The organism is Lentibacter sp. XHP0401 (genome assembly GCF_025751535.1).
GTDB lineage: Bacteria > Pseudomonadota > Alphaproteobacteria > Rhodobacterales > Rhodobacteraceae > Lentibacter.
In genome coordinates this window covers 122,675-149,119 of sequence record NZ_JAOWLC010000011.1, presented here as the reverse complement: position 1 = coordinate 149,119, position 26,445 = coordinate 122,675, and the positions used below count along the sequence as shown (strand labels likewise).

The window sequence follows — 26,445 nt, the reverse complement described above, 5'->3', positions numbered from 1 at the left end:
CTCCAGTTAAATGGGAGGCAAGGATGACGCTAGATTTGGAGCGACTGGATGCAACGGCTGCCGTAGAGGCATTCAAAAATGGTTCAGTCTCACCGGCTGCATATGCCGAAAGCTTGGCAGGTCGGGCGGCAGAGCACTCGGAGCTGAATGCCCTGCAAAGCTTCGATCCGAAGTATCTGGCACGGACTGCAACAGAGGCTTTCCAAGCTCATCCCGAGGCCCCTTTGTCCGGCCTTCCTATCGTGGCCAAGGACAACATCAATACCACAAACTTTCCGACTACCGGCGGGACAAAGGCCCTGCTTGATCATACTCCGGCAAATGATGCCGGTGTCGTGAAACGGATCGTTCAAGCCGGTGGCTTCATCGGGGCCAAGGCCGGAATGCACGAACTGGCCTTCGGAATCACTTCGAACAACGCCATTACGGGGGCGGTTCGAAATCCGCACGATTTGAGCATGATTCCTGGCGGCTCGTCCGGGGGAACTGCTGCTGCGATTGCAGCAGGCATTTTCCCGGCCGGCCTTGGCACCGATACGGGCGGGTCTTGCCGAATCCCTGCGGCTTTGTGTGGTGTAATCGGGTTTCGCCCGACGACCGGGCGGTATGCTGGTGATGGTGTCGTTCCGATTTCGCATACCCGTGACACCGTTGGTCCGCTGGCCCGAAGCGTTCGTGACATTGTTCTTTTCGATGGTGTTCTGTCTGGCGATAGCTCGGGCGTCGCTGACGCGAATATTGCCGATTTTACAATTGGCGTGCCGAAACAGATGTTCTTTGATGACCTCGACCCTAGTGTTGCAATGGCAGTTGATGCGCAACTGTCGTCGTTGTCGTCTCTGGGCGCCAAGCTTATCGAAGTCAGCTTTGAACAGATCTGGCCCCACAACGAAGCCTTCAGTTTTCCTGTGGTCTTCTATGAGGCCATGCGCGACCTGCCTGCCTATCTGGCGGAGCATGCCCCGGAACTGACGTTTGAAGCGCTGGTGGCAGGTATCGGATCACCCGATGTCGCTGGTGCCATCGGCAGTCAGCTGGGCGATGACGCGATGCCGGAAGCGGCCTATCGGGCCGCCATGGACACCCATCGCCCCGAGATGCGCAGGATTTACGGGCAGGTTTTCGAAACCCACGGGTTGGATGCGATTGCCTTCCCGACAACACCTCTTCCAGCAAGGCCTATCGGCGGTGACGAAACTGTCGAGTTGAATGGCAATCAGGTTCCGACTTTCCCGACCTACATTCGCAATACCGATCTGGGCTCGAATATCGGCGCTCCAGGAATTTCACTGCCCTGTCCTGTCACTTCCGGTCTGCCCGTCGGCATCGAATTCGATGCTTTGCCGGGACAGGACCGGTCACTGCTGGCCCTTGCAAGGGCAGCGGAAAAAGCAATGGCGCAATAGACGTCAACAACCAACTAAGGGAGACCCAAAATGTTGAAGAAAACTGCACCCCTATTGTCCAGTGCCGCCTTGGCCCTGGCGCTTGGAACCGTATCGGCCTCTGCCGACATCATGGTTGGCGTTCTGGTGCCGGATTCCGGACCTGCGGGGCTGTTCGGTCCATCTACGCGGAACTCGGCAGCACTGGCAGCGGAGCAGATCAATGCCAGTGGTGGCATAAACGGCGAACAGATCGAACTGGTCTTTGCCGATGTTGGCGTTCCTCCCGCAGAAGCCGCACAGGCTGCATTGCGGCTATGGAAAGGAGAAGGGGTCAAAGCCTTCGTCGGTATGCACGATTCCGCTGTGCGCGAAGCTCTGATCGGCCGCTTCAACGGCCAGGTGCCTTATGTCTATACGGCAGTTTACGAGGGCAAGTCTTGCGCGGACGGTCTCTATGTAACTGGCGAGACACCCAGCCAACAGCTTGAACCGGTCATCCCCTTCCTTGCGGAGAAAGAAGGTGTGTCCAAATGGTATCTGATTGGCCATGACTATAACTGGCCGCGCGACACCAACGCTCTGGCAAAGGGCTACATTGCCGATGCGGGCGGTGAAGTTGTCGGTGAAGAATACGTGCCGTTTACTGTCAGTGAATTTGACTCTTCGCTTCAGCGCATTAAGGAAAGCGGCGCCGACGCGGTTCTGGTCACCCTTGTCGGCGGTGGCTCGGTTGGCTTCAACGTCAGCTTCGCAGGCTTTGGTCTTGATGATCAGGCGATCCGCCTTGGCACCCTGATCGAGGAAAACACGCTGGCAGGCATCGGTGCCGATAATGCCAATCGGCTCTACTCCTCCTCAGGCTACTTCGCGTCTATCGAGACCGACATGGCGGCTTCCTTTGCCGCAGATTATTCGAAGACCTTTGGCTCCGATGCGCCGGCTCTCAACGGTTTGGGCCAGTCGGCTTATGAAGGTCTAATGCTCTTGGCAGCCCTCGCAAACAAGGCTGGCAGCCTCGATGTGGCCGCCATGGACGCCGCTGCAGAGGGCACCACATGGAGCACGCCAAGGGGTGAAAATACGCTGACCGGTCGTCACATGGCTCAGACGATCTATCTTGCCGATGGCAGCGGTGGAGCATTCAACGTTGTCGCATCATTTGACAACGTGGCTTCCTCCGAAGCCTGTTCGAACTGATCTCCCGCCCATGTCGTCTGTTCTTCTTCTGAACCTCGCCTGGCAGATCAGCACCCTTGCGCTGGTAGCCCTGGGACTTGCCATCGTGTTCGGCAAACTGCGGATCATGAACATGGCACATGGGGAATTTGTGATGATCGGGGCTTATGCTCCGGTCATCACATCGATGCTTGGATTGCCCGGTTGGTTGCAACTGCCAGTGTGTCTGGCGACGGTAGGGTTTGTGGCTTTTGTTTTGGAGCGCACGATCATTCGTCACCTTTATGGCCGGATGTTCGACAGTCTCCTTGCCACCTGGGGTATCGCGATTCTCTTGCGTGAAATCGTGGAGTTGGTCTTTGGTCGTGGCTATCAGTCGGTTAGCCCCCCGCTGACCGGGACATTCAGTGTTCTCGGGGCGGATTACCCAGCTTACCGCATTGCCGTGATCATCGGCATCGTCCTGGGATTCATCGGTCTATATCTGTGGAATACCAGATCGAAAGTCGCCACACAGATCAAGGCCATGGTTGGCAATCCGGAACTGGCAGAAGCCATCGGCATCGACACGGCACGTCTTTCTGCAGGGGCCTTTGTCTTTGGCTGCTGCACTGCCGGGGTTGCCGGGCTGATACTGGCCCCAACTGTGCGGATCGAGCCGATGATGGGTCTCGACTATCTGATCCGTTCCTTTTTTGCCCTTGTCGTCGGTGGACTTGGCAGCCTCGAAGGACTCGGGATCGGCGCTGGTATCATTGCCGGAACCCAAACGTTTCTCGGTGCGGTTGCCAGCCAGACCTACGGGTATCTGGCGGTCCTCACCCTTTCAATCCTCTTTCTATGGCTGAAACCAAATGGTGTCCGTTCTTCTTCCCACTAGTCTGCTGCTTGCAGTCCTGCTTTTGATCCCGGAGCTGTTCGGAGATTTCATGGCCTACCAGATCGGGCTCTACCTGATCTATGGCATCGCCGCTCAGGGAATTGGGTTTCTCTGGGGCAAGACAGGTGTTTTACCGCTTGGGCAATCGCTGTTCTTCGGCATTGCGGCCTATGTTACGGCTATCACACTCAAGGTCGACGGTAATCTCTTCCTGAACCTTGTGTTGGCCGCCATGGTCTTGGCATTGATTGCGGGGGTTGCCTTTGTGTTGGCAACACTCGTCTTTCGGGGTCGAAACGAAAGTGGCCCCTATTTTTCGCTGATCACTCTGGCCTTGGTTATGATCGCAGAGCAGGTTGCGGGCACGGCCACATCGCTCACCGGCGGCTTCAACGGAATGAGCGGGTTCAACAGCCTTGGAGACCTCGATCCTTTCGGCAATTTCTACTACGTCATTGTCGCGGCGACGGTAGCGGTCAGCTTACTTCTTTTCATCCTGAACAGATTGCCAATCAATTTGATCGCCAAGGCCGTTCTAGACAATGAACCACGTATGCAACTGCTCGGGTTTCCAACCCATATGATCAAAGGGGCCGCCTTTGCGTTTTCTGCCATGATTGCGGCAATGGCAGGCGGATTGTTCGCATCGCACCAAGGCATCGTCACCCCGACGTCTACCGGTTTCGCCTTGTCCGCAGAAATGGTTATCCTGACTGCGGTCGGGGGCCGCTTTCATGTTCTTGGGCCACTGATTGGAGCCGTCATCGTGGGGTGGGCGTCGGCTGAACTGCGCGGCAGTTTCCCTTATTGGGAACTGTTGATGGCGCTGGTCTTTATATTGGTCGTGCTGAAGGCACCAGGCGGGATCGCCGAGTTGCTCGAAGCGGCATTCCGGCGTGTCTGGCCAAAAACGCCAACGCCTCTCACGCCCTCTGTGGTTGCCCCGCCAACCCGGTCCGGAACCAGGCCAGCCCCCCTGCGATTTGAAGATGTGCAACTAAAGATTGGTGTTGTTCGAATTCTGAACGGGGTCTCCTTTGAAACACCTGCCACCGGTATCGTCAGTGTCATCGGTCCTAATGGTGCGGGCAAGACCAGTGCGCTCAACACGATCACAGGCAATCTGAACGTGACCGGAGGCCGGATTATGCTGGGCGAGGTCCGGATCGATTCACGTCCGCCGCACAATGCTCTGGGCAATGGCATTGGTCGCAAACTTCAGGTTCCATCTGTCTTCTTTTCGCTCAGCGTTTCGGAAAATCTTGCCATCGCGATGATGGCGGGCAGGCTCAGAATGGCCGACCTGTTCAGAACAACACCCCTCCAATGGCGGTCCAGATCTCTGTCCAGGGTCCTGAACAATCCGTCGGTGCCGCTGAAGAACGAACTGACCGACCCGGTTCAGCATCTGCCACAGGGTCACAGGCAATTTCTGGAATACGCCATGACGGTGGCGGCAGAACCATCGGTCCTCTTGCTGGATGAACCCTGTGCCGGCCTCTCCCCCGACGAAACGGCGCTGATGACCGAACTCGTCCGTGTCTATCAAATCGAAACGGCAGGATTGGTGATCATCATCGAGCACGACATGAGTATTGTCGAAGCCATCTCCGACAAAGTTCTGGTTCTGCATTTGGGACAGGTGCTCGCCTTTGATGACTACAAAAAGATTCGCGATAACCCAGATGTTCAGGCTGTCTATGCAGGGGGAACAAAATGACCGCGCTCTTGGAAATTGATGGATTGACCGGTGGATACCAGGACACCAACGTAGTGTTCGATATTTCGGTAAAAATCGAAGCTGGCAGCCTACTTGGTGTCCTCGGTCGAAATGGGGTTGGGAAAACAACGTTTGCCCGTCTTGTTCAAGGTGGGATCCAAGCGAGTCACGGAGAAATCCGGTTGGACGGTCAGCCCATTGGCAACCTACCTGCTCATGTCCGTAGATGCCTGGGTATTGGCTATATGCCTCAAACGGCAATGGTGTTTGACGATCTCACGGTCCAAGAAAACCTGAGCCTCGGGCGCAACGGGAAACCACCAGATCGCTATTTTGACCTGTTCCCCAGACTGGCGGAACGTCTAAAGCAACCTGCCGGAACAATGTCGGGTGGAGAAAGAAAGATACTCGCCTTTGTCCGGACAATGATCGAAGACACGAAGCTGATCATCCTAGACGAACCCTCCGAAGGCGTTCAGCCAGAAAACATCGACCGCATGGCCGGTTGCCTTAAAGAGCGGGTTGCCGAGGGAGCAGGTGTGCTTCTCTGCGAGCAGAACCTCAACATGCTTGCAGGGGTTTCCGATCTGTTCCTGGGAATCGACTCCGGACGGGTCAGCATGACAGGGACCGCAGCATCGACGTCCAGAGAGGACTTGAATGCCGTGTTGATGCTGTGAACCGAGTTGATCTGAATGGGCCACTGTTCAATCGAAAGCCCACTTTTTATGACTGCTGGTTGTCCAGAGATTGCAATCCACATGCTTGCGGTTTTCCGAGCGCCATTTGTCTTCTTCTTGGGGCTTGCCACCGTTTTTGCGTCACGCAGAACTTGGCAGTTTGAGCCCATTTTACATAATGCTGCAAAGTGCAAGGATGACTGCTATGTGACCAAACGTATCAAGAATTTCAGAGATGATTGGGCCTTCGACTGGGGAGCTGTCACAGCAATCAATCAATATCTGTCAAGAATTCACGGGCGTTGGTTCATGATTGTGCCGCGAACTCCTTTGCCTTTTCACGCAGCGCAAACTTTTGAATTTTACCCGTCGACGTTCTGGGAATGCTTGCCACGACAAACCGACCGGGAACCTTGTAGGCCGCCAGCCTGTCACGGCACCATGTCCGCAGCGCCTCGATGTCAATTTCCTGGCCCGGTGCCGGTTCGATGAACGCGCAGGGCGTTTCGCCCCATTTCTCATGCGGCATGGCGACAACAGCGGCGATCTCGATGGCGGGGAAGCTGTAGAGCACCTCTTCCACCTCGATCGAGGAAATGTTCTCGCCGCCCGAAATAATGATATCCTTCGAGCGGTCCTTGAGCTGGATATAGCCGTCGGGATGGATCACGCCCAGATCTCCGGAATGGAACCAGCCGCCCGCGAAGGCCTTCTGCGTGGCAGAGGGGTTGCGGAAGTAGCCCTTCATCACGACGTTGCCGCGAAACATGACCTCGCCTAATGTCTCCCCATCGCGCGGGACGGGCTGCATGGTTTCTGGATCGAGCACTTCGAGCCCCTCAAGCGGCAGGTAGCGCACGCCCTGGCGTGATTTCAGTCGTGCTTGCTCGTCACCGGGCAGGGCGGACCAGCTTTCATGCCAGTCGTTTACCACGGCGGGGCCATAGGTTTCGGTGAGCCCATAGAGGTGGGTCACGTCGAAGCCTGCTGTTTTCATGTCTGCCAGCAGCTTTTCGGGGGGCGGCGCGGCGGCGGTGAAGAACTGCACGGTGTGATCAAGCGTGCGCTGAACATCCAAGGGTGCGGAGATCAGCAGCGACATGACGATCGGCGCGCCGCACAGGTGGGTGACCTTCTCATTGGCAAGCGCGTTCCAGATCGGCTCGGCCCGGACCTGGCGCAGGCAGACATGTGTGCCGATGATCGCCGAGAGCGTCCAGGGGAAGCACCAGCCGTTGCAGTGAAACATGGGCAAGGTCCAGAGATAGACCGCGTGCTTTTGCATGGACGTGGTCAGCGCGTTGCCTTGCGCCAGCAAATAGGCACCGCGGTGATGCGAGACGACACCTTTTGGATCACCTGTGGTGCCAGAGGTGTAGTTGATCGAGATCGCGTCCCATTCGTCTTCGGGCATGAGCCAGTCAAACGCGGGATCGCCGCCTGCAACGATGTCTTCATAGTCCGGCCCGTCAAAGGCCAAGCGTGTGCCGGGATACTCGGGATCGTCCACCTGAATAATCAGCGGAGAGACTTCGGCCAACGCGAGTGCCTCTTGCATCAGAGGCATGAATTCGGCATCGACAATTACGATTTTTGACATCGCATGATCGAGCTGAAAGGCGATAATCGCCGCATCCAGCCGCGTGTTGATCGAGTGTAGGATGCCGCCGCACATGGGGACGCCATAGTGGCATTCGAGCATGGCCGGCGTGTTGGGCAGCATGGCCGAAACGGTATCGCCACGCCCGATATCACGTGCCGCGAGGGCCGAGGCAAGCTGGCGCGCTCGGGCATAAAAGCTGGCATAGCTGCGCCGCAGAGGGCCATGGACCATGGCAGTATGTTTGGGAAAGACCGTCGCCGCGCGTTCCAAAAAGGTCAGCGGCGTTAGTGGCTGGTGGTTGGCCGGGTTGCGGTCCAGGTCGGTGTTATAGAGATTTGCTTTCATCACTTATGCGTCCTGCCATTCAGGCGCGCGCTTTTCGATGAAGGCGCTGATGCCTTCTACCGCGTCGCGTGCGAGCATGTTTTCGACCATCACCCGGGAGGCATAGTCATAGGCCTCCGAAAGCGTCATTTCGCGCTGTGTATAGAAGGCGCGCTTGCCCGTTGCCAGCACCATCGACGACTTGGAGACAATCTTGCGGGCCATTTCCAGCGTGGTCTCTCGCAGCATGTCTTCGGGAACGGCGCGATTAATGAGGCCCATCTCGGCCGCGCGGGCAGCGGGCGTCATTTCGCCGGTCAGGAGCATTTCCATCGCGTGCTTGGCCGAGACATTGCGCGACAGGGCGACCATGGGAGTCGAGCAGAAGAGGCCGATGTGAACGCCGGGCGTGCTGAACTTGGCTGTGTCTGCCGCGATGGCCAGATCGCAACTGGCCACAAGCTGACAGCCCGCCGCTGTCGCAATGCCCGTGACCTCGGCGATGACGGGCTTGGGGCAGTTGACGATTCCTTGCATCACGCCCGAGCACATGGCCATGACCTTGGCGAAATAGGACTTGCCGCCGTCGGCGCCCGCGCGGCCTGCTGTCATTTCCTTGAGGTCGTGACCTGCACAAAAGGCCGGGCCGTTGGCAGCGAGGATGACAACGCGCACCGCCGGGTTCTGCCCGGCTTCGGCAATGGTGGTGCTCAAAGCGCCCAGCATGGCTTCGGAAAGCGCATTGCGGCGGGCCACATCATTGAGGGTGAGGCGCAGGACGCCATCATGGTCCAGATCGGAGAGGAGAATGTCTGTCGCAGTCATGGGGCGGTCCTTTAGCGGATGTTGATCTCAACACTGTCAGCCAACGTATTGGCGATGAAGCAATAGCGGTGTGCGCGGTCCTGCATACGGGCCATCTCCGCATCATCCACGGAGAATCCGGTGTCAAAGCGTACGACAGGGTTGAGATCAATCCGCGTAACCGACATTTGCCCTTTCGCGTTTTTGCCCAGATGCGCCTCTGCGTAGTCATGGTAGCTCGCCACGGGCCATTCCGCCTTGGCTGCGAGGGCAAGGAACGTCATCATGTGGCAGCTGGAGAGCGCGGAGGCCAGCGCTTGTTCGGGATTCGTGTTCGACGGATCGCCGCCCCAGTCGGGGGCGGAATCGACCTGAACATCAAAACTGCTATTATATTGGACGGTGTGCTCGTTGGAATACTTGCCTGCGGTCAGTGCAGGTTCTGCGCGCTGCCAATGCAGCTCGATCGCAAGATCGGACATGTTTGAACTTTCTGGTTTTGCAAGAAGACGATGGCGCGCGCTTCGGGACACGCGCGCCGGGAAGACGTGCTGGTTTCAGGCGGCGGCGATCTTTTTCTTTGGATCGTAGAAGGGGCGTTCCACGATTGTTGCGCGTGTCGGGCCGGACTTGGTCACGACCTCCACCACGGCACCGATGTTGGCATGCTCCGCGTCGACCATCGCTAGCGCGATGTTTTGCTCAAGGCGCGGAGAGTAGACCGCCGATGTCACCTTGCCGATCAATTCGCCGCTGAAGTTGATCTCCCAGAAAGTCGTGTTCGGGCCTGTGAGGGGGTTGCAGTCGATCACGAGGCCGATCTGCTTACGCTTGGGGCCTTCTTCCTTGATGCGGCGCAGCGCGGCCTTACCGATGAAATCGGCATCCATTTCGAGGTTCACAAGACGGTCGAAGCCAAGCTCAAAGGGGTTGGTGTGGATGTCAGCGTCGGCGTGATAGGAGAGCATGCCGCCTTCAATTCTGCGGATCGAAGAGGTGTGCCCCGGCTTAAGGCCGTATTGCATGCCCGCGGCCATGATACGCTCCCAAAGAAGGTCGCCTTTCGACCCGTCGCGCAGGTAAAGCTCGTAGCCCAATTCGCTCGACCAGCCCGTGCGGGACACGATCAGCGGGATACCGTCAAGCTCCAATTCGCGCAGCCAGTAATACTTGAGGTCCATGATGTCTTCGCCAAAGAGTTCTTGCATGATGAGACCCGAGTTTGGCCCCTGAAGCTGAAGCGGAGAGACATCAGGCTCGCCAATCTGCACGTCCATGCCCGAATGCACGGCCACGCCCTGCGCCCAGAGCAGGATGTCGCTGTCGGCCAGCGATATCCAGAAGTGGTTTTCGGCAAGACGCAGTAGGATCGGGTCATTGAGGATGCCGCCGTCGGCATTGGTGATCAGGATGTATTTGCACTGACCCACCGCCATCTTTGAAAGATCGCGTGGCGTCAGCATTTGAACGAACCTGGCTGCATCCGGCCCGGTGACTTCAACTTGGCGCTCGACGGCCACATCACACAGGATCGCCTCGTTCACGAGGTTCCAGAAGTTCTGCTCGGGATCGCCGAAATCCCGCGGAATATACATGTGGTTGTAAACAGAGAACCCCTTGGCACCCCAACGTACGGTTGCATCGAAATAGGGAGATTTGCGGATTTGTGTGCCGAAGCCAAAGTCGTCTGATTGTGTCATGTTTTCGCCCTCATAGCAGGTGGCCTGACAGGCCAGTGGAGTGGTAAAACCTGTTAGTGATCTAGAGCGAATAACTTGGAGATACTGGACTTAAAAAAACGTGCTCACAGGCTGAACGGCCTGATAAATGAGCGGATTTCAGACTGTTCAGGCTGCGCTCGTTTTTCATGATCTGTTTGCGACAAGTTTTGCCAGATTTGGCCGACTCGTCTTGACCTGCCGAGTTGCGATGTAAGTCATGTAGCGGTCGATTTGCAGATCGGCCGACAGCATCTCTTCCATCATCGCCTGAAACGCGGCCAAGCTTGGCGTTGCTGTCTTCATGACGTAATCCATCCCACCACCCGTCGCGACGCAGTCTGTCACCTCATCCAATCCCTGAATATAGGCTTCGAAGCGTTCGAAATCGGCTTTGCGATGATGGGTGAGTGAGACTGTCACGACGACTTGGGTGAAATCGACAATGCGCTCTAACGCCAGCGTTGCGTGATACCCGCGAATGTATCCACCAGCCTTCAGGCGATCAAGTCGCGCCCAGCAAGGTGTTGGCGACAGGTTCACCAGTTCGGCCAATTTGGTTTTGCTCAGTTGCCCATACTGCTGAACAGCGCTCAGTATGCGTATATCTGTTGCATCAAGGCTGATTTTTTTCATGAGACGATGTTTCCGTGTGAGTGCGAGGTATAGACTTAACGAACCCCGATAGGTGGAAGATGGAGTCATTTAGACGGTGTGTGCATAAGAATGCATCTCGTTTTCCGTCCTTTTCTCTCCTAAGCACGCCAATGTTGCCATTGTTACGGCTCAGGCCAACACACCTCCGACCCAAATCGAGGCGCTAGAACATGACAATGATCTACGCAGCGATAGGAATTTTAGCGCATCATTTGAAGCAAACCGTCCCGCATAGCAGCCGTTGGCGCAGGCGCAGCGAATGACCGGTTCCAGCCGAATTTGTCTCCCTGCATGTCGGTGACACGTCACCTGAACCGGGCAATCCTATGGGCAATTTGTCGGTAGATACGGATTGCGCGCAGGATCAAGGCGTTCGAAGCGTATCCATTTTTTTGACCAGTTGTAGAGTTCGGTTCGGCGGTCAACTTGCGCGACAAGGATGGCATGATACTCCCAAACGTAGCTGCCGCTTGGACTTGTTCTCCGGGATCCAATGTGGGGCAGACGCATTTCCCATATGGAGTTTAGTTTTCTATCGTATTCACTCGGGTTGGGCACAAGAATACAAGCATGGCTGGCCTGTTTTTCCGCGCCGCGATGGGAATACATGCCAATCGCTGAGGCCCAGGACCAACTCGCCAAAAGGCAAAGAGCCAAGCCTCCTGTGCGGCGATACCCAGGCGAGGTTTGTTTGTGCGATAGAATCGCTCTGACCAGCAAGAGATACCCCGCAACACCCAACACATAGAAGAGTAGGATTGCAGCGTTTGCAGACGTGCCTTCTGCCCATGTCATCAACGCGAGGAGCGCGCCAATGATAAGGAGGGCGGCAGCGAGAGCCGCAGTCGTCTTTGAGGGTCTGGCGTGTTTGTTCTGAGGTTTCGCGCTCAAATGTGCCGCCATCAAACCGATGATGCAGAACACGGCCACAAATATGGCGCCTCTATCTAGCGAGGTTGGAAACCAGCTACTGATCCAAAAGATGAGGATAAGGAAGGAGGGTAAAATTTTCAAAGTGTCCTTTCTCCCATACCTGCCTCCTGAAAAGCTGACCTTTGCAAATGTTCGAGATCGTTCTCTTAAGCGGAGTTTAATCACAAGCCCACGTCCTCGATCGGCTGGCAATTTGCTAATACGACAGGCTCACAAAATAGATACGCTCCACCCGCTTATCTTGTCCGAATTCGATCACCATCGTCCATTCGGGATCAGGAACCGGTTTTTCCGAGCAGACGTAAGACGTGAAGGTTTGCGATGTGGCGGTATACCCGTCTGGCACCCGACCCAAGAGGCGGATCACTTCGCCGCGCGTCAGCCCAACTCTCAGGCCTGAAGGCATCTCCCAATCGGGCGATGTGGTGGACATGGCAACAACGGCATCTTGAAAAATATCGAGATTCATGCCGACAAGTGTCATGCGATCAATCGCTTCGCCGCGCCCGTCGGGGTCTTCAATGGTCTCTGGTGACCCAAGCTTCCCAAGCGCGCTCAGTGGATCGCCCATACGCACGCCCCCAAGGCTAAACTCGGTCGTAGGCAGGCAATACTCGATGATGTTGTCGTGGGAACTTTTCTGCAGCGTCGAGGTGACTGTCGGCTGAATGAGATCGGAAACCCAGGTGAAAGAATAGGGATCCCACGTTTGGCCCGCGGCCACTTTGAGGTCATAGATCCCGCCGCCAAAGCCGTAGCTCACTGTGTAAGGAATACACTCAAGGCCGGCGGCATGTTCACCGTTTTCTGTTACCTCGATCCATCCGAAACGCCTCAGTTCACGCTGCATATCTTCTTCGGAAAACGGACGATCAAAACCGCCGCCAACATTATATGCGTAGTCTCCGCTGAAAAAAGTGACGCTTTCGTGGATCGACACGCCCACCCCCGACCAAGGCACGAAGTCTACGCGCTCGATGGCTTCTGAGATATGTAGTTCAGCGGCACCGCCAATCGGCCCGTAGGTATAGGTTGCAATCTGATCGTCGAAGCACACGAAGACTTCCGTGTTGCGGCCTTTAATTTGGCATGAGGTGAAGGCTTCTTGTCCTTGTGGACATCCTGCTTGCGCTTCTACAGCCAAAAGGGTGCCTGCAAATAGAATGTACACACCAAAATTCATTCTCACCCATCCTATTCGGTACGCTTATGTGCGATTGCCGTTAGATGGTGGTCAGGTTTGATATCAAAGTCTAGCCATAAGGCACTGAGTTTGCGGTAACCACCCTGACCGGCCTTTCGTTTCGTGGCCGAGCGGCCAATTGATCCGGCGCTAAAGACGTCATCATGCACCGCGCGCATCAGGTTTGGGGTGTTCTGCATGACCCTGCTTGAACATAGTGGTGTTGGCAGTCGTTGGCTGCAAGCAATCGACTCCCGGCCCATGCCGCCATCGAGGATGGCCATCCTGTCTGGTCTTTTTCTTCGGGCCCGTGTGGCAAAGAGACCGCAGACAGGGTTGGATCTGGCGCTTCACACATCGACCGACACCTTACCAATAGGGTGTGAACAGCACGCGAGGATATAGCCCGCTGCGATATCGTCCTCGGAAATTCCACCGTTGTGGACCATGTGGACTTCGCCTTCTGTTTTGCGGATCTTGCATGTCCCGCAGACGCCGAAGGTGCAGCCGGATGGGATGTTGAGCCCGTTGGCTTTGGCCCCTGCGAGAATGGTTTCGGTCTCGGTAATCTTGGCTGTTACGCCCGAGGCAGAGAATGTGACCTCGGCCCGCGTGTCCTCGTCCGGGACCACATCGTCAAGTACGGGTGCCTGCGCCTCTGTCGATACGGGGGCATGAAAGCTCTCCTGATGATAACGGTCCATGTCGTAGTTCAAGCCTTGCAAAGCGTCTCGGACCGCCTGCATGAAGGGCTCGGGGCCACAGCAAAACACTTCGCGCTCGAGGTAATCGGGCGCCATCAGGCCCAGCATCAACTGGTTGAACTGTCCCTGAAAACCGGTCCACGGTGCGTAGCGGTCCGGGGTCTCCACCACCCATTTCAGGTCGATCCCCGGAACGCGCGAGGCCATATGCTCCAACCGCTCGCGGAAAATGATCTCGCTCGGCCTGCGGGCGCAGTTGACGAAGACGATATCTGGCTCGTTCCCAAGATCGAACATGAAGGTGCTCATCGACATCATCGGCGTGATGCCGGATCCGGCAGAGATGAACAGGTACTTCCCCGCTTCGTGGTTCAGGTGGGAAAAAAGCCCTGCGGGCCCCAACGCCTTGATCCGAACCCCCGGGGCCAGGTTGTCAAGCATCCATCGGGTGCCGATACTGTCCTTCTGCGCCTTGGCCGTGATCGAGATCGACCTTGGCCGCGACGGCGAGGAGGAGATCGTGTAGGTCCGGTGCACGGGGCCGCCCGGCGCAGGAATCTCCAGTGTCAGGAACTGCCCCGGCAGAAAGTCAAACAGCGCACCGGAAGGCGCACGGAAGGTGAATGTCGCGGTGTTGGGCACCTCGGGGATGATTGAGACGCATTCCAGCATCTCTTCATCCGACCAGATTGCGCGGGCCGGAATGGTGGACATGTTGTTCATGATCCTACTCCGCCGCAACGGCGACGGGGTCGAGCCGCCGTGTCATCGTGTTGCAATACCAGTCGACAAAGCCCATTACGCCGGTCTCATGGATTGGAGAATAGGGCCCGGGTTCATAGGCCGGGGAATTGATACCTTTCTGATTGTCTTCGACCACCTGCCGGTCTTCGTCATTGGTGGCGATCCAGACCTCTGTCAGGCGTTTGATGTCGTAATCTACGCCCTCGACCGAATCTTTGTGCACCAGCCACTTCGTCGTGACCTCGGTGGTCTGCGGTGTCAGCGGAGTCACCCGGAAGACGATGGAATGATCCGGCAGGAAGTGGTTCCAGGTCGTCGGGTAGTGATACTTGAGCAGCGTGCCCGCTGAATCGTCCTTGACCCGGCCAAGCCACTTGGACGAAGCCGGTTGCAGGTCCATGGTGAAACTCTTGGCCCCTGGCAACAAGGGCATCCGCGCGAGGCGATATTGCATGTCCTCCGACATACGGAACTGCGAGGGATAGCCCTGCGCCTCCAGCCTGTCGAAATGCGCCTGAAGATGCGGCGGGCTGACGCCTTCCTCGATCCCTGTCACGGTCGGATCATCCGTGAAAGACCGGCACAGCCCGGGGTGGTTGCCCCCGCAATGATAGCACTCGCGGTTGTTCTCCCAGACAAGTTTCCAGTTACCGTTTTCGACAATGGTTGTCTCATGTGCGACCTTGGCATCGCTCAGGTCATGCACTGCGAGGTAGGGTGCAGCGGTTTCTGCAAAGGTGTCGAAATCCGGCGCAACCGTGGCAAGGCAGATGTAGAGCAGCCCTGCAAGCTCGCGGCAATGTACCGTTTTCAGCCCATGCTGGCTGGCGTCGAAATCGTCTCCCATATCCCGCGCCCAGAGTAGCTGCCCGTCAAGTTCATAGGTCCATTGATGATACGGACACACGATCTTGGGGTTCGTGCCTTTCGAGGCCTTGCACAGAACCGAACCGCGATGGCGGCAGGAATTGTGAAAGGCCCGGATCTCCCCATCGTGGCCGCGCACAATGATTATTCCGTAGTCACCAATCTGATGCGTGATGTAACTTCCGGGTTTGGGCAGATCGCAGGCCGGCGCTACAAACAGCCAGTCGCGATAAAAGATCATTTCCATGTCCATCCGGAAGATCTCCGGATCGTTGTAGAATGCCTGTTCCAGTGCATGGTCCGGCTTGCGCCGCGCCAGCAACTCGCTGATCGGTGGGGTATTCATATCTGGCCTCCTGCCGCGCCCCGCGGCCTTGTTGGTGCGAGAAGGCAATACGAGCAACAGACAAGAGGGCCGGCATTGGAGGAGCCACCCGGATATCCGCACCCGCACCGCCACCCGCGGTTTGACGTAGTGCAAAGGCTGGTTTCCGGACTTTGGCGCGGCCCGTCTGGGCCAAGGCGCAACACCTTCCCGGGGATCCTCCACCCCAGTGGTCTTCGTTGCGTCCCTTGCAACGCCATTACCGTTGCGGGGGCAGTGCCGGACTCTCACCGGCTTCCCAATTCTCCGCCTCTTTGACCGCGCATTGCGATTCGCCGAGGGCGGCACCTTGCTTCTTCTAATTAGGTCCGGCGATGTGCCCCGACTGCCCCGAAAGCGACCTTGAATGATGTGATCGCGAAAACCGGTCTGATCGGGCGCGGAATTGGCGAGTTATGAATGGGCCTGATGGTTGCCTCATCGTTCTCAATGAACGCCCAAAAATAACCCGGCTTCAGCATTTGATATTGACCTGCCTTTCGACCATCTCCGCAGCGATATCCCTTCACGGCGCCGACCGGAGCGGAGGACAAGGCCAGATTGCCGGGCGCGGTTGCTAGGCGGAGCACCTCCTCCGGGTGTCCTCCGATAGTATATACCCGCGGATGGGTCAGCCAGGTTTCAACCGGCTTCTTTGCTTGAATAGGGGGCGAGGCGCGACAGCTTGGGGTCCGGTAGTACGGGCCTCCCCGTCATCGGGAAGGCCCGTTGCGGACAGGCGCGGCGGTCGCAGATCTTGCAGCCCGCGCCGATCGGTGTCGCCAAATCCGGGTTCCTGAGATCCAGCCCGCGTGAATAGACCAGTCGTTCGGCATGCACGAGGTCGCAGCCAAGCGCGACCGCGAACCGTTTGACCGGTGCGCCGTAGCCCCCCGAGCCATGGCTGACCGTCCGCGCCACCCAGAGATAGCTGCGCCCGTCGGGCATCTGGGCGACTTGGGTCAGTACCTCTCCGGGGCGCGCGAACGCCTCATAGACGTTCCACAGAGGGCAGGATCCGCCGATCCGCGAAAAGTGGAAATCCGTGGCTGATTGTCGTTTCGAGATGTTGCCCGCCCGGTCCACACGAATGAAGAAAAAAGGAACGCCGCGCGCTTCGGGCCGTTGGAGGGTGGACAGGCGGTGGCAGGTCGTCTCGAATCCGACACCAAAGCGATGCGCCAGACGTTCGATGTCATACCCTTCTGTCTCGGCCGCTTCGAGAAAGGCACCGTAGGGCAGGATCACGGCACCGGCGAAATAGTTCGCAAGACCGATCTGTAGAAGGGCACGAGCGTCATCGCTTGCCATTTCGGCATCACGCGCCAGTTGCTCGATCAGGTTGCCCTGTTCCAGAAAACCCAACTGCGTGGCCATCTGAAAGGCCCGTTGTCCCGAGGTCAGGCGCGACGACAGGATCAGCATCCCCGCCTGAGGATCGAACCGGCGCAGCGCCGACGCGTCATCCTCTGTCGCGACGCGGATGCCGTGCCGTCCCGCCAGCCGGTCCGTCAGCCCTTCGGCCATACGACCGGGCCGGACGCTCAGGCCAAGCGCCTCGGCGGCCTCGTCCAGCGCGGAGATATAGTTGCGATTGTTGTAGAAATAGTCTCGCACCGCCTCGAAGGGGGCAGGCTCGCCCGACACAGCGCCTGTCAGATGTCCGGCCATGACGTCCACCTGTTCCGCCGTTTCGCGCAGGCGGGTCTGCATGTCGATGATGGCCCGTGCCACGCCGGGCATGTTAGAGGTGATCTCGCGCATCTCGGCCATCGAGGCTCTCACCCCCTGATCGGCAAGGGCTGCGCGTAAATCGGGGATCAGCCGCGCCTCCTCGGCCTCGGAGAAGAGCTGAACATCGAGACCGAAAACCGCGTTCAACCGCAAGAGCACCGGGACCGTCAGCGGCCTCTGGTTGCGCTCCATCTGGTTGAGGTAGCTGGGGCTCAACTCAAGGCTGCGGGCAAGAGCCGCCTGGCTCATTCCGCGTTCCTCGCGCAGGCGCTTCAACCGCACTCCCATATATGGCTTCTTCATGGTGTCACCCTTCGCAATCTTCGCAATTCGCAAGTGCAGTCTTCGCTAAAATATTCATATTCAGTAGTTTAGATGACCGTGCGTCTTGTGAAAAGCTGTCTTTGCGAATGTTGCGAAGCGGACTCTAATGACCCACCCGATCACCACCAGCGAACTGATCCTGCCCGAGCGCGCCAATCACTATGGCACCCTGTTCGGGGGCCATGCGCTTGGCATTCTTGCCAAAGCGGCCTTTGCGGCAGCCTTCAGGCAGGTTGGCGGCGCAGTGGTGATGGCGGCCGTCGAGCATGTGGAGTTCACCGCTCCTGTGGCCGTTGGCGCGCTGCTCGAGCTGACAGCCGAGGTCATCTCCACCGGCCAGTCGTCCCTGACCGTCGAGGTCACCGGGACCGTGGCAGGCACCGGCGTGCTCACGGGGCGCTTCGTGATGGTTGCGGTGGACGATGCGGGCCGACCCCGCGCGATGCTGGAAACACAAAGGAAGACAAGACATGAAAACGCATGAGGTGCGGACCTACAAATCCGCCGAACACCTGGCTCGCGAAGAGCAACTTGCCTGGAAAATCGCCGAGGTTGCGGCTGATCCGGTTGCTGTCGAGCCTGCCGTGACCGGGATGATCATCAACCGGATCATCGATAATGCCGCCGTCGCCGCGGCCTCCGTGGCGCGTCGTCCGGTTGCCTCGGCGCGGGCGCAGGCCCTGTGCCATCCTATGTCACCCGGCGCGACTGTCTTTGGCATGAAAACCACGCGGGTCAGCCCCGAATGGGCGGCCTACGCCAACGGCACGGCGGTGCGCGAGCTTGATTTCCACGACACCTTCCTTGCTGCCGACTATTCGCATCCGGGTGACAACATCCCGCCGATCCTCGCCGTTGCCCAGCATCTCGGCCTGTCGGGCGCGGAGCTGATCCGGGGTCTGGCGACGGGCTATGAGATTCAGGTCAATCTGGTGAAAGGCATCTGCCTGCATGAGCACAAGATCGACCATATCGCGCATCTCGGGCCGTCGGCCGCTGCCGGGATCGGCACGCTGCTGAACCTGCCGGTCGAGGTGATCTATCAGGCTGTTCAGCAGGCGTTGCATGTCACCACGACGACGCGTCAGTCCCGCAAGGGCGAGATTTCCAGCTGGAAAGCCTTTGCCCCGGCCTTCGCCGGCAAAATGGCGATCGAGGCGGTGGATCGCGTGATGCGTGGTGAGGGCGCGCCGAGCCCGGCGTGGGAAGGCGAGGACGGGTTCATTGCCTGGCTTCTGTCCGGGCCGGAGGCCGTCTATCGCGTGCCCTTGCCCGAAAAGGGAGAGGCCAAGCGTGCCATCCTCGACACCTACACCAAGGAGCATTCGGGGGAATACCAGTCCCAGGCGCTGATTGATCTGGCGCGGCAGATGCGTCGGAAGGTGGAGGATCTGTCCAAAGTCACCTCGATTCTGATCGAGACCTCGCATCACACCCATTACGTCATCGGCACCGGTGCGAACGATCCGCAGAAGATGGACCCCAAGGCCAGCCGCGAGACGCTGGACCATTCGATCATGTATATCTTCGCGGTCGCGCTGGAAGATGGCGGCTGGCATCACGAGAAAAGCTATGCGCCCGAACGCGCACAGCGGCCCCAGACGGTTGCGCTCTGGCACAAGATATCGACCGCCGAGGACCCCGAGTGGACGCGCCGCTATCATGCCCGCAATCCAAAGGAAAAGGCATTCGGGGGGCGCGTGACCATCACGCTGGAGGACGGATCGAAGATCGTCGATGAACTGGCGCTGGCCGACGCCCATCCTGATGGTGCGCGCCCCTTTGAGCGGGCGCATTACGTGCGCAAGTTCCTGACCCTGTCGGAGGGCGTGCTCAGTGCCTCCGAGCAACAGCGCTTTCTCGATGTGGCCGAAGGTCTGGCCGACCTCGATGCGGGCGCGCTGGATCAACTCAACTTTGTGGTCGATGCCGACAAGCTCGGCGCGCCGCGTCCAAATGGCATCTTTGACGGGAGGAAATCATGAGCGGAGACGTTAGAAAACCGAAAAAATCCGTGGCGCTTTCGGGCATCATGGCGGGTAATACAGCGCTGTGTTCGGTCGGGCAAAGCGGCAATGACTTGCACTACCGCGGTTATGACATCCTCGATCTGGCCGAGGCCTGCACCTTTGAAGAAGTCGCGCATCTGCTGATTCATGGGCATCTGCCGTCCGAGGCCGAACTGGTCACCTACAAGGCCCATCTGCGCAAGCTGCGCGGCCTGCCCAAAGCAGTGCGTGACACGCTGGAAGCGATTCCGGCGGCGGCGCATCCGATGGATGTGTTGCGCTCGGGTGTTTCGGCGCTTGGTTGCGCGCTTCCCGAAGCCGCCGATCACAACACGCCCGGTGCGCGCGACATCACCGACCGGCTGATCGCGGTGCAGGGGTCGATTCTGCTTTACTGGTATCACTTCACCCAGAAAGGACGAAGGATCGAGGTTGAGACGGAGGATGACAGCATCGCCGGCCACTTCCTGCATCTGTTACACGGCCATGTCCCCACCCAAGCGCAGGTCCGGGCTATGGATACAACGTTGAACCTTTATGCCGAGCATGAGTTCAACGCCTCGACCTTCACCGCGCGGTCCATTGCGGGCACCGGGTCAGATGTCTATTCAGCCATCACGGGGGCTATCGGCGCCCTACGCGGCCCCAAGCACGGCGGTGCCAATGAAGCCGCCTTTGAAATCCAGCGCCGCTATGCTGACCCCAATACGGCCGAAGAGGACATTCGTGCCCGCATCGCCGCGAAAGAGGTGATCATCGGCTTTGGCCACCCGGTCTATACGATCTCGGACCCGCGGAACGCGGTCATCAAGCGGGTTGCGAAACAGCTCTCGCAAGAGGCCGGGTCGATGAAGATGTTCACCATCGCTGAACGCATCGCAGCGGTCATGATGGATGCCAAGAAGATGTTCCCGAACCTCGATTGGTATTCCGCTGTCTCCTACCATCTGCTGGGCATACCGACGGCCATGTTCACGCCGATCTTCGTGATTGCGCGCACCGCCGGTTGGGGAGCGCATGTGATTGAACAGCGGCAGGACAACAAGATCATCCGCCCATCGGCCAATTACACCGGCCCCGAGAACCGGGCCTTTGTTCCGATCGGCAAACGCGGGTTCACCCTTTCGGCAGCGGCGGAGTGAGTGCATGACCTATCTGATCGCAGACGACCTCCCGACCCAGAGTGCGGGCCGCCGGTTCCGCGCCCTGTTGGAGCGGCCCGGCATCCTGCGCCTGCCCGGTGCCCACAACGGACATGCGGCCTTGCAGGCCAGGGCGGCCGGGTTTGATGGGCTCTACCTCTCGGGCGCGGCGATGACCGCCTCCATGGGGCAGCCGGATCTTGGCATCATCACGGTGGAGGAGGTGTGTTTCTTCGTCCGCCAGATCACCCGCGCCTCGGGTTTGCCCTTGTTGGTGGATGGCGACACGGGCTATGGCGAGGCGCTCAATGTTATGCACATGGTTCGCAGTTTCGAGGACGCGGGTGCCGGGGCTGTCCACCTGGAAGACCAGTTCCTGCCCAAGAAGTGCGGGCACCTGAACGACAAGCGGTTGGTCGCGCCGCAGGACATGGCGGCCAAGGTCGTCGCCGCTGCCAGAGCCGCGCGCGATCTGGTGGTGATCGCACGGACCGATGCTGCCGCCTCCGAGGGGATCGAAGGGGCGGTTGCACGGGCAAAGCTCTACGTCGAGGCCGGCGCCGACGCGATCTTCCCCGAGGCGCTGACCAGTGTCGAGATGTTCCGCGAGATGCGCGCGGCGCTGCCAGGCGTTAAGCTGCTCGCGAATATGACCGAATTCGGCCGCACGCCTGGGCTGACCGCACAGGAGTTCGAGGAGCTTGGCTATAACATGGTGATCTGGCCCGTGTCGTCCCTACGGGTGGCGAACAAGGCGCAGGAACGGCTGTATGCCGCGCTCGCTCGTGACGGGGCCACCACCGCGATGCTCCCCGAGATGCAGACGAGAAAGGAGCTCTACGACACCATCGGTCTGGGCGCCTTCGAGGCGCTGGACCAGAACATCGTTGCCTCGGTCGCGCCGGAAACCGTCTGATCGGCAAAAAATATGACCTCGGAGCCTGCGCCATGGCGGGTTCCGAGGTTTACTTATGTAGGACTCAGGCAGCGTGGGCAATGACGCCGCCGAAGTGTCCGGCGTGATGCAGCAGTGGCCGGGCTACGGGCCTGTACTCGAGGTGCCGGACTGCGCCGAGCAGCAGCACATGGTCCCCTGCTTCGACCGTTTGGGCCACATCCGTCACCAGTACCGCGGCCGCACCGCGCAGGACGGGCAGACCCGCGCGGTCCTCGAAAAGGTCGCGGAGCGCCGTGTCGTGCCGTCCGGCGAAGTGCTGCGCATGGGCGCGCATGTTCTCCTTCAGGATACTGACCGCGTAACGCCCCGACGTGCGCAGCTTCGGCAGCATATTTGCGCCGCGCGCTACTGAAATGCAGACCAGTGGCGGGTCGAGCGAGACCGACATAAAGGCGCTGAGGGTCATGCCGTGATCGCCCTCGGGTGTGCGGGTGGTGACGACTGTCACGCCAGTGGCGAAACGGCCGCAGCAGTCGCGCAGGGCCTTGGGGTCGATATCTGCGGTGCCGACCGTCATAGCGCTGCGAGGGCTCCCAGCTCACGACGAATGATCTCGGCCCCCGCGCTCAATGCCTCGAGTTTGCCGCGCGCGACCTGACGCGACAGGGGTGTCATCCCGCAGTTGGTGCAGGGATAGAGCTTGTCCGCATCCACGAATTCAAGCGCCTTGCGCAGGGTGGCAGCGACCTCTTCGGGTGTTTCGACCCGGTTGGTTGCCACGTCGATGGCGCCGACCATGACCTTCTTGCCGCGGATCAGTTCGATTAGCTCCATCGGCACATGGCTGTTTTGACATTCAAGAGACACCAGATCCACGTTGGATTTCTGGATGGCCGGGAAGATCATCTCGTATTGCCGCCATTCCGAGCCGAGCGTCGCCTTCCAGTCGGTATTCGCCTTGATGCCGTAGCCGTAGCAGATGTGGACGGCCTTCTGGCACTTCAGGCCCTCCATGGCGCGTTCCAGGGCAGCCATACCCCAGTCGTTTACCTCGTCGAAGAAGACGTTGAAGCCCGGTTCGTCGAACTGGATGATGTCGACCCCGGCGGCCTCCAGCTCTTTCGCTTCCTCGTGCAGGAGCGTGGCGAACTCCCAGGCCAGCTTTTCGCGGCTTCGGTAATGTGCGTCATAAAGCGTGTCGATCATGGTCATCGGCCCGGGCAGCGCCCATTTGATCGGAGCGTCGGTCTGGGCACGCAGGAATTTGGCATCCTCGACAAAGACCGATCTGGGGCGGGACACGGCACTGACCACAGTTGGCACACTGGCGTCGTAGCGGTCACGGATGCGCACCGTCTCACGCTTCTCGAAATCGACGCCTCCGAGCCCTTCGATGAAGGTGGTGACGAAATGTTGACGGGTCTGTTCGCCATCGCTGACGATGTCGATGCCCGCGCCGCGCTGTTCCCCCAATGTCACGCGAAGAGCGTCCTGTTTGGCTTGAATGAGATCCGCGCCCTCAAGCTTCCAGGGCGACCAGAGTTTTTCGGGTTCGGCCAGCCAGGACGGTTTCGGCAGGCTGCCGGCTATGGAGGTGGGGAGCAGTTTGGTCATGGGTGTGGGTCCTTGGTCTTTGGGTCAGGTGGCGTATTGGGCGGACCATTCGGTCAGCCGGGCGTGGTGCGTTTTGATGAAGTTTTCCTCGGCGAATTTTCCCTGCTCAGTCGCCAGACGCGCGCGTTCTTCGCGGTCGTAGACCACGCGTGTGGGCGAGAAATCCTCGTGTTTGAGGCTTGGTTTGTAGCTCTGTCCTGCTACGGAATTTGCGTTGTAAATCTCTGGGCGGTAGATTTTTTGAAACGCCTCCATCGCGCTGATGGTGGCGATTAGTTCGAGGTTGGAGTGGTCGTTTAAGAGGTCACCGAAATGGTAGAAGGCCAGTGGCGCAACGCTTCTCGGCGGCATGAAATAGCGCACCTGTAGGCCCATCTTACCGAAGTATTGCTCGGTCAATGAGGCGCTGTTCGGGACATATTCTACACCAAGCACGGGATGGACGTTTGCAGTGCGCTCGTAGCTCTTGGTTTCCGACACGCTCAGGCAGATCACCGGCAGCTTGCGAAACTGCGCCCTGAAGGCATCCGAGGCAACAAAGGCCTTGAATATCTTACCATGCAGCTCGCCGAAATCGTCAGGCAGGCTGAAGCTGTCGCGCCCCTTGTTGTGCTCGGGCAGCACCACGCTGAAATCATAGTCGCGCACATAAGACGAAAAATTGTTGCCCACGAGCCCTTGCGTGCGGGTGCCGGTCCTGCGGTCGAGGATCGTGGTCTGAAGCACTTCGATAGCGGGGAAGGCTTCGCCGCTGCCGTCCATGTCCAGATCGACGGAGACAATATCCAGTTCAACTGCGTAGCGATCTGCCTGAGGGTTGTCCCAACTGGCCAGATCGTTGAACCGGTTGTTGATCATGCGTAACGCGTTCGCCAGATTTTGCCGGCGATCCACGCCGAGCGCGAGGTTTGCGAAATTCGTGGTCAGCCGTGTGCCGCTCTCGGGTGTGTAGGTTTCGTCGAACCGAAGGCTCTTGATTTGGAATACAAAGGGCTCGGTCATGGCGGTCCGGTCTCCTGTCAGTGTTTATGAAGCATGTGTCGGCAGGCGGGCGGCCTGACGATTTTGGGATGCCCTCTTTTGCTGCATGACAAACATGAAATAAAATGACTTTTTATCGGAGAGCCATGACATTCTGTCATGTTGGGCGAGGCTAGGCACCGGGCGGCTGCCCCCTCTAAAGCGTCAAACTTCGACGGTTTCCGCCAGCTGCATGAACCCTTCGAGATAGCTCGGCAATGCCCCCATCCGGTAGCCAAGATGGATGGACTTCGGGATGCCGGAACCGATGCGCACGCCTGTCACGCTCTTGACGTTGCGCAGCAGCCAGTCGGGCGTGGCACTGACTGCGCGGCCCGAGGCGACCAGCCGCAGCATCAGGTCGGTGGTTTCGACTGTGCGATGCCTGCGCGGCAGGGCGTGAGCGGGCACGAGGAACTGCGTGTAGATATCCAGCCTTTCACGCGCGACGGGATAGGTGATGAGCGTCTCACAAGCCATATCGGAGGGTGTGACCTGCCGTTTCCGGGCAAGCGGGTGGTCATTGGCAACCGCCAGAACCAGCTCGTAGTTGAACACAGGCCTGTATTCGAGGCCCGGGCGCTCGACCGGGTCGGGGGTGACGAGCAGATCGATCTCGTGCCCCAGTAGGGCCGCGAGCCCGCCGAACTGGAAGGCCGAGGTTACGTCGAGATCGACATCCGGCCAAGCGGCGAGAAACGGATCGACTATCCGCATCAGCCAGTCCTGACAGGGATGGCACTCCATTCCTACGCGGATCGAACCGCGCCGCCCGCGTGCATAGTCCTCCAGCACCGAGGCGCCGTGTTCGAGCTGCGGCAACACCCGGGCAGCCAGTCCAAGCAGATAGTCCCCTGTCGGCGTCAGCCGCAGTTTGCGGCCCTCGCGCTCCCAGAGCTTTACGCCGTGGCGCTCCTCGAAGCGGCGGATGGCGTGACTGACGGCCGACTGGGTCAGGTTCAGCCGGTCCGCGGCGTCGGTCAAGCTGCCGGTCCGTTCGATTTCGCGTAAAATGGCAAGGGGCTGGATGTCGATCATGAGTTTTGACTGAACTTCATTCGATCACATCCTAACTGAGACCAAGTATCATGGACAAGACGGCAGCTCTCCAAAATCTGCCAGAGTATTTCGTTCAGACCCGTTGGGGATGCGGTCAATGTGTCCCGCTTGGATGTGAACGCCGAAGTTTTTCGCAGATTATCAAACCGATAGATAACAACAAGGCTTTACACCCCACGTTCGCACAGTCAACGGCGGCCGCTTGGTCGTTTTCCAAGAGGCATTGAAGCCGAACGCAGCAAAAATTTACTTCCTGCCCCTTATAACCCTGCCTTCGCCTCAGCGGCCTTGATCGCGGCGGACGACCCTGTGAGGGGGATCGTGGCGCGGCGGGTCAGGTCTTCGATCACCAGTGTGTCGCCGCCTTTGAGGGGGCGCAGGGCGGCGCGGGTGAGGTTGAGTTTGTAGGCGGGTTTTCCTTGCACTTCGATGATTTCGGCGTCGCGGTATGTATCGACGGGGACGCGGCGACCGTTGCCATAGGCGACCCAGAGGCGGAGGATGAGCGGCTTGGTGGGCCAGACGCCTGTGATGACCAGCTCTGCGCTTGATTGGCCCTTTTGAAAGCCAAGCGTTGCGGCGAGGCCTGTTTCTCCTGTGGCACGGGCGAAAGAGACTTCGCCGGCCTGCCCCGTGGACCATGCGGGGGCTGCGACAGCCATCGTATCTTGAGCAAAAAGCGGTGTGGCGTAGAACAGGGCGCAAACAGAAATGACGAAACGCATTGAAGTCTCCAGAGCGGCGTGATTAAGCGTGGTTCGCATATTTTCGCGCGTGCGAGAAGCTGTCATTGAGCATTTACATCATGGGTGTTACGCTTGAGCCATGCTCGGCATCGGGGCTAACTGATGCGTAAGAAGGAGGGACTTCGTCCTGTCACCTAACGATGTTGCGGCCAAC

The 26,445-nt window shown here is 58.7% G+C and carries 25 protein-coding genes and 1 riboswitch; of the genes, 9 read left to right on the top strand and 16 right to left on the bottom strand.

From position 1 onward, the window contains the following. Positions 1 to 23: 23 nt before the first annotated feature. From iaaH to OE750_RS14615, 5 genes are read left to right on the top strand one after another with little or no spacing between them, the layout of a single operon-like run. Positions 24 to 1,406, top strand: a complete 1,383-nt coding sequence (gene iaaH, locus OE750_RS14635) for an indoleacetamide hydrolase (protein ID WP_263765026.1) — start codon at positions 24 to 26, stop codon at positions 1,404 to 1,406. 30 nt (positions 1,407 to 1,436) lie between these two features. Next, positions 1,437 to 2,585 carry a substrate-binding domain-containing protein gene (locus tag OE750_RS14630; protein ID WP_263765025.1) on the top strand — a complete coding sequence of 383 codons (1,149 nt, stop codon included), beginning with the start codon at positions 1,437 to 1,439 and terminating at the stop codon, positions 2,583 to 2,585. A 10-nt stretch (positions 2,586 to 2,595) separates the two neighbouring features. Beyond that, positions 2,596 to 3,444, top strand: coding sequence for a branched-chain amino acid ABC transporter permease (locus OE750_RS14625; protein ID WP_263765024.1), 849 nt, complete (start codon positions 2,596 to 2,598; stop codon positions 3,442 to 3,444). Further along, on the top strand, positions 3,422 to 5,164 hold the full coding sequence (locus OE750_RS14620; RefSeq protein ID WP_263765023.1) for an ABC transporter permease subunit: 1,743 nt from the start codon (positions 3,422 to 3,424) through the stop codon (positions 5,162 to 5,164). The genes OE750_RS14625 and OE750_RS14620 overlap by 23 nt, the downstream gene beginning before the upstream one ends. Then, the gene (locus OE750_RS14615; protein ID WP_263765022.1) at positions 5,161 to 5,844 is read left to right on the top strand and encodes an ABC transporter ATP-binding protein; all 684 of its coding nucleotides are present in this window, start codon (positions 5,161 to 5,163) and stop codon (positions 5,842 to 5,844) included. Before OE750_RS14620 ends, OE750_RS14615 begins: the two co-directional genes overlap by 4 nt. A 307-nt stretch (positions 5,845 to 6,151) precedes the next feature. Here the strand turns inward: OE750_RS14615 and OE750_RS14610 are convergent, their stop codons facing one another. The 11 genes from OE750_RS14610 to OE750_RS14560 all read right to left on the bottom strand — a co-directional run bounded on the left by OE750_RS14610 (position 6,152) and on the right by OE750_RS14560 (position 17,782). Beyond that, a complete protein-coding gene (locus OE750_RS14610; RefSeq protein ID WP_263765040.1) occupies positions 6,152 to 7,792 on the bottom strand; it encodes an acyl-CoA synthetase in 1,641 nt (546 codons plus the stop codon). Between the two features lie 3 nt (positions 7,793 to 7,795). Next, positions 7,796 to 8,596, bottom strand: a complete 801-nt coding sequence (locus OE750_RS14605; protein WP_263765021.1) for an enoyl-CoA hydratase — start codon at positions 8,594 to 8,596, stop codon at positions 7,796 to 7,798. Between the two features lie 11 nt (positions 8,597 to 8,607). Further along, positions 8,608 to 9,057, bottom strand: coding sequence for an OsmC family protein (locus OE750_RS14600; RefSeq protein ID WP_263765020.1), 450 nt, complete (start codon positions 9,055 to 9,057; stop codon positions 8,608 to 8,610). A 75-nt stretch (positions 9,058 to 9,132) separates the two neighbouring features. Then, positions 9,133 to 10,275 (bottom strand): glycine cleavage T C-terminal barrel domain-containing protein, encoded by a 1,143-nt coding sequence (locus OE750_RS14595; RefSeq protein WP_263765019.1) that lies wholly within the window; start codon positions 10,273 to 10,275, stop codon positions 9,133 to 9,135. A gap of 165 nt (positions 10,276 to 10,440) precedes the next feature. Next, the gene (locus OE750_RS14590; protein ID WP_263765018.1) at positions 10,441 to 10,929 is read right to left on the bottom strand and encodes an Lrp/AsnC family transcriptional regulator; all 489 of its coding nucleotides are present in this window, start codon (positions 10,927 to 10,929) and stop codon (positions 10,441 to 10,443) included. Between the two features lie 345 nt (positions 10,930 to 11,274). Further along, entirely contained in the window at positions 11,275 to 12,048 is a 774-nt protein-coding gene (locus OE750_RS14585; protein WP_263765017.1) for a hypothetical protein, read from the bottom strand. Positions 12,049 to 12,079: 31 nt separating this feature from the next. Then, entirely contained in the window at positions 12,080 to 13,066 is a 987-nt protein-coding gene (locus OE750_RS14580) for a hypothetical protein (RefSeq protein WP_263765016.1), read from the bottom strand. An 11-nt stretch (positions 13,067 to 13,077) separates the two neighbouring features. After that, positions 13,078 to 13,350 (bottom strand): hypothetical protein, encoded by a 273-nt coding sequence (locus OE750_RS14575; protein ID WP_263765015.1) that lies wholly within the window; start codon positions 13,348 to 13,350, stop codon positions 13,078 to 13,080. A gap of 66 nt (positions 13,351 to 13,416) precedes the next feature. Continuing rightward, positions 13,417 to 14,493 (bottom strand): hybrid-cluster NAD(P)-dependent oxidoreductase, encoded by a 1,077-nt coding sequence (locus OE750_RS14570; protein ID WP_263765014.1) that lies wholly within the window; start codon positions 14,491 to 14,493, stop codon positions 13,417 to 13,419. A 4-nt stretch (positions 14,494 to 14,497) separates the two neighbouring features. Next, the gene (locus OE750_RS14565) at positions 14,498 to 15,727 is read right to left on the bottom strand and encodes an aromatic ring-hydroxylating oxygenase subunit alpha (protein WP_263765013.1); all 1,230 of its coding nucleotides are present in this window, start codon (positions 15,725 to 15,727) and stop codon (positions 14,498 to 14,500) included. A 118-nt stretch (positions 15,728 to 15,845) separates the two neighbouring features. After that, positions 15,846 to 16,073: riboswitch (cobalamin riboswitch) on the bottom strand. 314 nt (positions 16,074 to 16,387) lie between these two features. Continuing rightward, complete coding sequence (locus tag OE750_RS14560) at positions 16,388 to 17,782, bottom strand: short-chain fatty acyl-CoA regulator family protein (RefSeq protein WP_263765012.1); 1,395 nt, start codon at positions 17,780 to 17,782, stop codon at positions 16,388 to 16,390. A 127-nt stretch (positions 17,783 to 17,909) separates the two neighbouring features. On the opposite strand from OE750_RS14560, the gene OE750_RS14555 reads away from it, so the two are divergent. From OE750_RS14555 to prpB, 4 genes are read left to right on the top strand one after another with little or no spacing between them, the layout of a single operon-like run. Next, on the top strand, positions 17,910 to 18,287 hold the full coding sequence (locus OE750_RS14555; protein ID WP_263765011.1) for an acyl-CoA thioesterase: 378 nt from the start codon (positions 17,910 to 17,912) through the stop codon (positions 18,285 to 18,287). Then, a complete protein-coding gene (locus OE750_RS14550) occupies positions 18,274 to 19,788 on the top strand; it encodes an MmgE/PrpD family protein (protein WP_263765010.1) in 1,515 nt (504 codons plus the stop codon). Before OE750_RS14555 ends, OE750_RS14550 begins: the two co-directional genes overlap by 14 nt. After that, positions 19,785 to 20,954, top strand: coding sequence for a 2-methylcitrate synthase (prpC, locus tag OE750_RS14545; protein WP_263765009.1), 1,170 nt, complete (start codon positions 19,785 to 19,787; stop codon positions 20,952 to 20,954). Before OE750_RS14550 ends, prpC begins: the two co-directional genes overlap by 4 nt. A gap of 4 nt (positions 20,955 to 20,958) precedes the next feature. Further along, the gene (prpB, locus tag OE750_RS14540; RefSeq protein ID WP_263765008.1) at positions 20,959 to 21,870 is read left to right on the top strand and encodes a methylisocitrate lyase; all 912 of its coding nucleotides are present in this window, start codon (positions 20,959 to 20,961) and stop codon (positions 21,868 to 21,870) included. Positions 21,871 to 21,934: 64 nt separating this feature from the next. On the opposite strand, the gene OE750_RS14535 is transcribed toward prpB, so the two are convergent. From OE750_RS14535 to OE750_RS14515, 5 genes are all read right to left on the bottom strand, one after another. Beyond that, complete coding sequence (locus tag OE750_RS14535; RefSeq protein WP_263765007.1) at positions 21,935 to 22,429, bottom strand: flavin reductase family protein; 495 nt, start codon at positions 22,427 to 22,429, stop codon at positions 21,935 to 21,937. Then, positions 22,426 to 23,466 (bottom strand): methionine synthase, encoded by a 1,041-nt coding sequence (locus OE750_RS14530; protein WP_263765006.1) that lies wholly within the window; start codon positions 23,464 to 23,466, stop codon positions 22,426 to 22,428. The genes OE750_RS14535 and OE750_RS14530 overlap by 4 nt, the downstream gene beginning before the upstream one ends. A 24-nt stretch (positions 23,467 to 23,490) precedes the next feature. Further along, complete coding sequence (locus OE750_RS14525; protein ID WP_263765005.1) at positions 23,491 to 24,468, bottom strand: DUF1852 domain-containing protein; 978 nt, start codon at positions 24,466 to 24,468, stop codon at positions 23,491 to 23,493. Positions 24,469 to 24,651: 183 nt separating this feature from the next. After that, on the bottom strand, positions 24,652 to 25,524 hold the full coding sequence (locus tag OE750_RS14520) for a LysR family transcriptional regulator (protein WP_263765004.1): 873 nt from the start codon (positions 25,522 to 25,524) through the stop codon (positions 24,652 to 24,654). A 281-nt stretch (positions 25,525 to 25,805) separates the two neighbouring features. Continuing rightward, complete coding sequence (locus tag OE750_RS14515; protein ID WP_263765003.1) at positions 25,806 to 26,336, bottom strand: hypothetical protein; 531 nt, start codon at positions 26,334 to 26,336, stop codon at positions 25,806 to 25,808. Positions 26,337 to 26,445 lie beyond the last annotated feature (109 nt).

Bases quoted from the DNA above. Each gene is read 5' to 3' on its own strand.
- iaaH (WP_263765026.1), top strand. From the start codon at position 24: ATGACGCTAGATTTGGAGCGACTGGATGCAACGGCTGCCGTAGAGGCA.
- OE750_RS14630 (WP_263765025.1), top strand. From the start codon at position 1,437: ATGTTGAAGAAAACTGCACCCCTATTGTCCAGTGCCGCCTTGGCCCTG.
- OE750_RS14625 (WP_263765024.1), top strand. From the start codon at position 2,596: ATGTCGTCTGTTCTTCTTCTGAACCTCGCCTGGCAGATCAGCACCCTT.
- OE750_RS14615 (WP_263765022.1), top strand. From the start codon at position 5,161: ATGACCGCGCTCTTGGAAATTGATGGATTGACCGGTGGATACCAGGAC.
- OE750_RS14610 (WP_263765040.1), bottom strand. From the start codon at position 7,792: ATGAAAGCAAATCTCTATAACACCGACCTGGACCGCAACCCGGCCAAC.
- OE750_RS14605 (WP_263765021.1), bottom strand. From the start codon at position 8,596: ATGACTGCGACAGACATTCTCCTCTCCGATCTGGACCATGATGGCGTC.
- OE750_RS14600 (WP_263765020.1), bottom strand. From the start codon at position 9,057: ATGTCCGATCTTGCGATCGAGCTGCATTGGCAGCGCGCAGAACCTGCA.
- OE750_RS14595 (WP_263765019.1), bottom strand. From the start codon at position 10,275: ATGACACAATCAGACGACTTTGGCTTCGGCACACAAATCCGCAAATCT.
- OE750_RS14590 (WP_263765018.1), bottom strand. From the start codon at position 10,929: ATGAAAAAAATCAGCCTTGATGCAACAGATATACGCATACTGAGCGCT.
- OE750_RS14580 (WP_263765016.1), bottom strand. From the start codon at position 13,066: ATGAATTTTGGTGTGTACATTCTATTTGCAGGCACCCTTTTGGCTGTA.
- OE750_RS14575 (WP_263765015.1), bottom strand. From the start codon at position 13,350: ATGGCCATCCTCGATGGCGGCATGGGCCGGGAGTCGATTGCTTGCAGC.
- OE750_RS14570 (WP_263765014.1), bottom strand. From the start codon at position 14,493: ATGAACAACATGTCCACCATTCCGGCCCGCGCAATCTGGTCGGATGAA.
- OE750_RS14565 (WP_263765013.1), bottom strand. From the start codon at position 15,727: ATGAATACCCCACCGATCAGCGAGTTGCTGGCGCGGCGCAAGCCGGAC.
- OE750_RS14560 (WP_263765012.1), bottom strand. From the start codon at position 17,782: ATGAAGAAGCCATATATGGGAGTGCGGTTGAAGCGCCTGCGCGAGGAA.
- OE750_RS14555 (WP_263765011.1), top strand. From the start codon at position 17,910: ATGACCCACCCGATCACCACCAGCGAACTGATCCTGCCCGAGCGCGCC.
- OE750_RS14550 (WP_263765010.1), top strand. From the start codon at position 18,274: ATGAAAACGCATGAGGTGCGGACCTACAAATCCGCCGAACACCTGGCT.
- prpC (WP_263765009.1), top strand. From the start codon at position 19,785: ATGAGCGGAGACGTTAGAAAACCGAAAAAATCCGTGGCGCTTTCGGGC.
- prpB (WP_263765008.1), top strand. From the start codon at position 20,959: ATGACCTATCTGATCGCAGACGACCTCCCGACCCAGAGTGCGGGCCGC.
- OE750_RS14535 (WP_263765007.1), bottom strand. From the start codon at position 22,429: ATGACGGTCGGCACCGCAGATATCGACCCCAAGGCCCTGCGCGACTGC.
- OE750_RS14530 (WP_263765006.1), bottom strand. From the start codon at position 23,466: ATGACCAAACTGCTCCCCACCTCCATAGCCGGCAGCCTGCCGAAACCG.
- OE750_RS14525 (WP_263765005.1), bottom strand. From the start codon at position 24,468: ATGACCGAGCCCTTTGTATTCCAAATCAAGAGCCTTCGGTTCGACGAA.
- OE750_RS14520 (WP_263765004.1), bottom strand. From the start codon at position 25,524: ATGATCGACATCCAGCCCCTTGCCATTTTACGCGAAATCGAACGGACC.
- OE750_RS14515 (WP_263765003.1), bottom strand. From the start codon at position 26,336: ATGACAGCTTCTCGCACGCGCGAAAATATGCGAACCACGCTTAATCAC.